This window comes from Treponema sp. UBA7567, from assembly GCF_002476655.1.
Lineage (GTDB): Bacteria > Spirochaetota > Spirochaetia > Treponematales > Treponemataceae > Treponema_D.
Genome location: NZ_DLLH01000009.1, coordinates 1 through 6758, shown reverse-complemented (window position 1 = coordinate 6758; position 6758 = coordinate 1). Strand labels below are relative to the sequence as shown.

Sequence of the window (6758 nt, the reverse complement as noted above, 5' to 3'; positions counted from 1 at the left end):
CCAGGAATTTATCAAGTGCTTTTGCGCACGCCTTGGAGAGCCCGGTTTTTGTGCAGCTTTGCGGAACAAAAAGCCACCCGGATTATTTTTGGTTCTGTTTTTCTTTTAGAAGGTCTTCGCGTTGCTGTATTTCGGCTTTTAAAGTTTTTATTGTATTCAGGCGGCTGAGAAACGGCTCCTGTTCGGGAAGAATCGGGATATTTTTTTCAAATGAGTCCAATGCGTCCTGTCCGAGAGATGCTATTTCTTTGCTAAGCTTTGCCTGAAACTGTTTTTTTTCGATTTTGAGAACACTTTCGTCTCCGAATTTTGTTACAGCGGTTTCTGCCTTTGAAAACGCTTCCTTTGAAGCCTGAACGCCTTTCTTTAAATAATTCTGAAGATTTTCTTTTAATGCCATAAAGTCCTCCTTATTAAAACTCCGTTTTTGTTGCTTTACAATTTTTTTAGCGCAAGAAGCGTAAGGTCGTCTGCCTGCGGATCTTCGTTTAAATTCTGATAATAAATATAGTTCGGTTCCTGCAAATCGGCAACTGAAGAACAGTAATATGAATAGCGGCTGAATGTTTTTTTTAGGAATGCGTCGATTTTTCGGTCTACACGGACTACATCGCCCTGAACCAAGATTTCGCCGTTTTCGTTTTGTTCCACGCTGCCCTTTGACTGCGGAGTTTTGTACATTCTGAATACTTTTTCGACTGCGACAAGCGCCATGATTGCCTCGTCAATATTGCCTTCGAGTTTTTCAAAGTCAAATATGAGCTCTTCGTCCGGAATCGGGCTGTGATATTTTATAAGACGGTAAATTTTGCGGTTTAGGACTGATTCGAGAATCTCTTTTACCCTTTCGTATTCAATCTGCTCGGAAATCTGGCCGATTTTGTGATTTTTGTGAATTCCGTCGTTGTTCAAGTCAGGCTCACGGCATTCTGTAACCTTAAAATCTTCCGTCCTGAAAAAACGTGTAGATTCCTCGATGCCGTCAGTATAAAGAAAAAGAACGTCGTCTGGATTTAGATGAATTTTTTCGACAACAAAACCGCCTTTCATTTCGACCATAAATGACGGAAGCGCTCCTGCGGCAGGAGACTCGTGCAAGGTGACTGTTTTTATTGTTTTTTCCTTGCTGCTGAAAATATGGATTATATTGTCTCCTGCGTTGCACAAATGCACATCGCCGTTTTTTGAATCGAACAAGGCTATTAAAAGAGTTGCAAATTTGCCTTTTACTCCGAGAGATTCGATAAAATCGTTTATTTGAACTACGAGTTTTCCGAGCGCTGTTCCGTGGGTTTTAAATGTCCACTGCTCAAAATATTTCCGGAAAAGAGTTGCCACAACCGTCATAATAAGAGCCGCAGGAACTCCATGGCCGGAAACATCGCATTTTATGACAGCGTAAAACCTGTCGTCGAGCTTTTTGTAGTCAAAATAATCTCCGGAAACGGCATCTGCTCCTTCGTAATAACCAAAAAGCTGGAAAGTTTTTTCTTTTTCTTCGGCGGTTGTTTTTTTGCCGCCTTTTTCTGTCAAAGAAAGCGGAAGAAATGTCTGCTGGACAGCCTTTGCGTCAAGCGAAAGTTTTTCCTGTTCGAGAGATTTTTCTTCTTCTTCCGCCGCACGAACAAGACCGGAAGTCATTTTGTTTACGGCATCGCCTAAGGTTCCGATCTCGTCGTGGCTTTTTATGCTGATTGTAAAGTTTTTCAGTTTTTTCTTGTCTTTTGTTTCTGTAATTACCTTTACGTGCGCCATGAGTCTTTTTAGAGGCTCAACAATGAGAGACGCCAAAAACCAGGAGCCGATTATACCCAAAAGCATTGCCACAAAAGCGACAACGCAGGCAACAATTATGATTGTGTTTCTGGAATGGGAAAGAGAATTTACAAGTTCCTCCGCCGAAACCTGAAGAACCAAAACCGCATGCAAAAGATTTTGAGAATTATTGTTTTTATAAAAAACTGGATAGTAAAAAGTGTAGATTAGATTATTTTGCGCAAGCGAATTTTCGTTAAAAACAGGAACGGACTGTGTGTTTTCGCGAGAAATGCTTCTTAAAATTGCCGTGTATTCATCTTTTTTTTCGCGAGAATATTTTTCTGAAATATCTTTTAAAATATCATCGACTTTTTGATGCGCAGTTTCTTCAAGAGGAGCACATTGAAGGGCAATTTTTGATTCGACAGTTTCGCTCTTAAAACGGCTTTTTCCGATTAAAGGTTCGGCTGTGTCGAGCTTTTGACTTATCGCCGCGGTATTTTCGGTCGAAGCCCAGAAAAAGCCGAGGCTTGAGCTTCCAGTGTTTTTTCCGCGGCCGATTACAGTTGAATAGATTGCCGGACCAAAATTGTTTGTCTGACGAACCAAATCTATAAGTCCAACAGAACTTCCGCCTTCAACCGCGTCGTTCATTGCGTTTTGAACAGAATTTGACATTCCTTCGAGAAGAACCGTAACCTGCTCCCGCATGCTTTCTACGAGAGTTTTTCGCTGTGTCTGAATCATTCTCCGCCCAAGAGAAACAGAAACCATTATAACGATTGAAAGAACAAGCAGGACTGTAAAACCTACAAGCTTGAGTTTTAAGCTTGTCTGTCGCTTTTTCAATTTTTCAACCTTAATTTTTTTAGTCAACGGCATAACATCTCCTGTCAGAAGCGCGGCAACTTCTGAATGAATTAAAACTGATTCCCGCAAAGCGCTGGCAATTCCATAAATTGCAAAAACAACGGCAAGAACGCAGGATATTGCAAGAAGAATAAAAAGCAGATCCACAACCTGAACCGAATATTTTTTTTCCGAAGAATAAGATTTCCATTCTGCGGAAGGCACAAACGGCCGTTCAATTTTTACAGTTCCGGATTCATCTATTCTGAATTTGTTCGATTCCGCATTTTCTCCGCCGCTTGTTCCGCGCCTTGAATGATGCACAAAAATTTTATAGTTTCCTTCTTCCAGTTCTTCAAGATGAAGGTTCGTAATGAGGCTTGAAGAGCTGATTTTATAATCATTTTTTGAAAGATAAAAATTTTTTTTGAATTGCGGATCTCCGCTCTTTTCGACAATAATCTGGTCAACTAAACCTTCGTAGTCAAAATCCTGGCCAAAAATATTTACCGACAGATTTCCAAATTCATCTTTTTTTGTCTGAAGTCCAAAAATCACCGTATGCGGAGAATATTTATTTACAACAAGAACAACCGACTCGCTTTCTCCGACGTTTCCGGTCTCGTCAATTGCGCGCACAGAAAAAACATAAATTCCGTTACGGCAATTTTTAAAAGTGAGGGAATTTTTTCTCAGACAGACAGTCTTTGAAGGCTTTTGGCTTTTTTGAATAAGTTTTTGCGACTGCCCTTCAATTTTCTGTAAATATTCAAAAATTTCTTCTTTTTTCTGCTGATTCTGCCTTTGATTTCGTATGAGAGAATCCTTAAACTGCGGACTCAAATCCCTGACTTTTGAAAAGCTCCAGCTGTAGCCTGCAACGTCCGTGTCGTCCTGATTTTTTTGCCAGAAAACAGAAAAAGAGCCGTCGTTTACAAAACCAAAAACGTCCTTTTTTACAGGAAGAATCGAAACTTTTTGAGGAGGCGTAATGTCGCGGTAATAAGAAATTTGAGATGACTCAGACCAGTTGCCCGCCGCGTCAAGAACTTTCGCCTTAAAAAAATATTCTCCGTCTTCATCCGCAGCTGCAATTACCGTGTATGAGCATCCGGAAGAAATATTTTTTTCTACGATAAGATCAGAACTGTCCGTCGAAGGCTCAGTTTCCGGCGATTTTGAAAAGCTCCAGGAAAAACCAGAAATTCCGCTCGTGTCCTGAGGCATTGTAATGCGGATTTTTACTTTTTCCTGCGAAGAACGGACATTCTTTTTAAAATTAACCGCTTTTAAAACAGGAGGAAGAACAAAATGATCCTGCTCAACTTCAAAAATCTGCGGATTTTTATTATTTTTTTGCCAAATGTAAGAAATTTCGTTTTTTAAGGAACTTGACGAAATTACAGGACAGACAAAACTCGAATTTTCGCTGTTTTTAATAAATTTTTGAGAGCCAAAACTGTTTTCTGAATTTTTGACAGCGGAATACGCGCCGTTGTTTTTGTCAAACCAGACAAGGCTCGTCTGACCGTCATGTTCGAAAAAAGCCGGGCGATGGGAATTCATTAAATCAGAATATTCACGGACCCGTCTGTTTTCAAAAAGTTTTCCGTCAGAAGCAATTCTGGCAAGAACAATATATGTGTTTTCTGAACGGACTTCGTTCCGCTCCCAGGCGCACCAAATCTGAGAATTTTTTGAATAAACGACAGGACTTTGGTTTGAAAACTCGATAAAAGAATTTGCTTTCCGGCTAAAAGTCGCATTATCGTCCGTCAAAAGCCCAGACTGAGAAAAAGTTTTTAAACCGTCTGCGGAAAAAGCCGAATAAAGCTGAAAAGTTTTTGGTTTGTCCGGAACAGAAAAATGCGACTGAAAAACAACCAAATCGCCTTCAGAAACAGGACAAAGATACGGCGCAAAGGAATTGTCCAGATTTTTTGCCGGCTCAAAAATCAAAAAATCCGACCAAAAAAGTCCGTCTTTGGAAACAGAATAAACTATTGAAAATTTACTTTCTTCTTCAAGGGAAGCAAAAAGCACAAAAGCGTCGTTTTTTGTTCTGAAAATTCTTGGCGCAACAAGATGCCTTGAAAACATCGAAACTTTTGTCTTAGAAAAATTTTCACCTCCGTCTTTGGAAGTGTAGATTCCAATTTCGTACTGAGATTCGCTTGCAGCGACACAGACTGTTCCGTCAGAAAGGCTTGCAGCCGAATAAATGTCCGGGACATCGCCAGAAAAAACAAAAGGACCGGCAACTTTTTTGGGAGACGACCATTTTCCTGAAAAATCTTTTTTTTCGATGAATTTTATGAAAATTTGAGAATTTAAAGCCTCTTCAAAAAAAAGAAAATTCGTTCCAGAGCCGGAAACAACAACTGGAAACTGAGTATTTTTTTCAGTAACCGCAACCGGCGCTTCAAAATAAAGACTCTGGGCAGGCAAAAACAGATTGAATGCAGCCAGCGTGATAAAAGAGAGAACAGTTTTTTTTATTTTTTGAAAATCTTTATTTTTCATCATCTTTTTATTTCTCCGGCGCTTTTTTCACATATTTTCAATTCGCCGTTTTAGTTTTATAACTTTAGCAACCTGAGGATTTTTTGTGAACAAATCGTTTATCAAAATTTCCGCCTGCTCTTTTAAGCCGTCATTGTAAAGTCTTTCCGCTCTTGAATAGCGTGCTTCGTCGGCATCATCAAGATAATTTTTTACAGTCGTCGCCTTTGAATTCAGAATGAAGGCTTCATCCTTCAATTTTTGGGCAAGAATATTGCGCCGGTTTAGCGAAAGAGCTTCGTTTAAAAGCGAAATTTTTTTACTCAGATTTTTTTCATTTTTAGCAAGAGATGTAAGTTCGTTTGAACGGGCAAGATTTTTCTTTGCCTGCTCGGATTGCGCAAGACGGTTTAACTGCGATTCAAAATCCTTTACGGCAAGCGCAACAGCCTTGTTTTCCGGGATTATTTTCTGAAGCGCCTTTATCTCGTTTAGAGAATTCCGCAAGTCAACGTCGCGGCCAGAAGAAGCTGCGGCTTTTGCCTGATTTATTTTTTGAGCTACGGTCGAATTAAACACAGACGGATCGAGAATTTTATTTATCAAAAGATTCAAGTTGCCTGCTTCCTGATTTTTCGGAAAAACCCTCTGAACCTTACGGACTTCGTCCCTCGCCTGCGCCAGCTTTTTTTTGCCTTCGTCAGTATTTCCTGAAGAATAGAGCTTTGAGCCCTCTTCGTAATGAAGTTTTGCGTTATTTAGATAAGTTCCCATGTCTTTGTAGAGCGGATCTGCGTACGAAATTTCTTTGCCGCCGCTTGATTCAAGAGCTTCCTTTACGAGAACTGCAAGCTCCGTGATTTCTGAATTTTCCTGGGCCTGAGTTTTTTCCCAAATTTCTGACGCGCTGTCAAGAGAACGTTTTGCGTATTCAAAATTTCCGGCATAATAATCATTGTAAGCGTCCGTAATTAAAGAACGTACAGTCGAAATTACCCAGCCGTTCTGCATAGCCGTAATTTTTTCGTCGGCAAGAGCAATTTTTGAAGAAAATTCTCTGCGCAGCGAATCGTTTTCTTCAAGCTGGAGAGATTTTTTATAAGCTGAATCTGCATCTGAAAGAGAATTTCGCGCCTGGTCGTACTGCTTTTTTTCAAGATAAGAAAGAGCGGATTCATAAAGGCGTCTTGCTTCATTTGCGGATTTTAACGCTTCGTTTGATTTTGACTTTGCGCTTGCCATGATTTTTTGGCAGTCAAGCAAAAGTCCGTTCATCGCCGCAATAACCGACTCAAGATTCAAAACACTGTCTGTATAAATTTGCTGAGTTCCACGGAATTTCTGTCCGCCATCAAGCTCTTTTCTAAAACCAGAGAGAACGGCAATTTCCTTTTTAATTTTTTCGTTCAGCTCCGCACATTTTTGAAAAGCCTTTGTCGGATAAAACTTTACGATTCTTGTCTCGGATTCAATCTCTTCAATTCCGTTCAAAAGAGAATCTGCTTCAGTTCTTTTTAGCGTAAAATCGGCCAGCTGCCTGTCGCCTTCGTCAGAATATGCTTTTGCGAGAGTTGACCAGACATTTCCCGCCTGATTTTCACATTCGTTTTTTGCAAGCTGAAGAATTTTATCGTAAAAAGCCAGAGGAA

General features: G+C 40.1%; 3 protein-coding genes. All 3 read right to left on the bottom strand.

Annotation, left to right across the window (positions count from 1 at the left end; all coding sequences use genetic code 11):
* Positions 1–82 precede the first annotated feature (82 nt).
* Entirely contained in the window at positions 83–400 is a 318-nt protein-coding gene (locus B3Y13_RS00605; protein ID WP_296025080.1) for a hypothetical protein, read from the bottom strand.
* A 35-nt stretch (positions 401–435) separates the two neighbouring features.
* Positions 436–5133, bottom strand: a complete 4698-nt coding sequence (locus B3Y13_RS00600) for a SpoIIE family protein phosphatase (RefSeq protein WP_296691976.1) — start codon at positions 5131–5133, stop codon at positions 436–438.
* Between the two features lie 24 nt (positions 5134–5157).
* Positions 5158–6758: hypothetical protein (locus B3Y13_RS00595; RefSeq protein WP_296691974.1), on the bottom strand; the 1601-nt coding region annotated here is incomplete at its 5' end.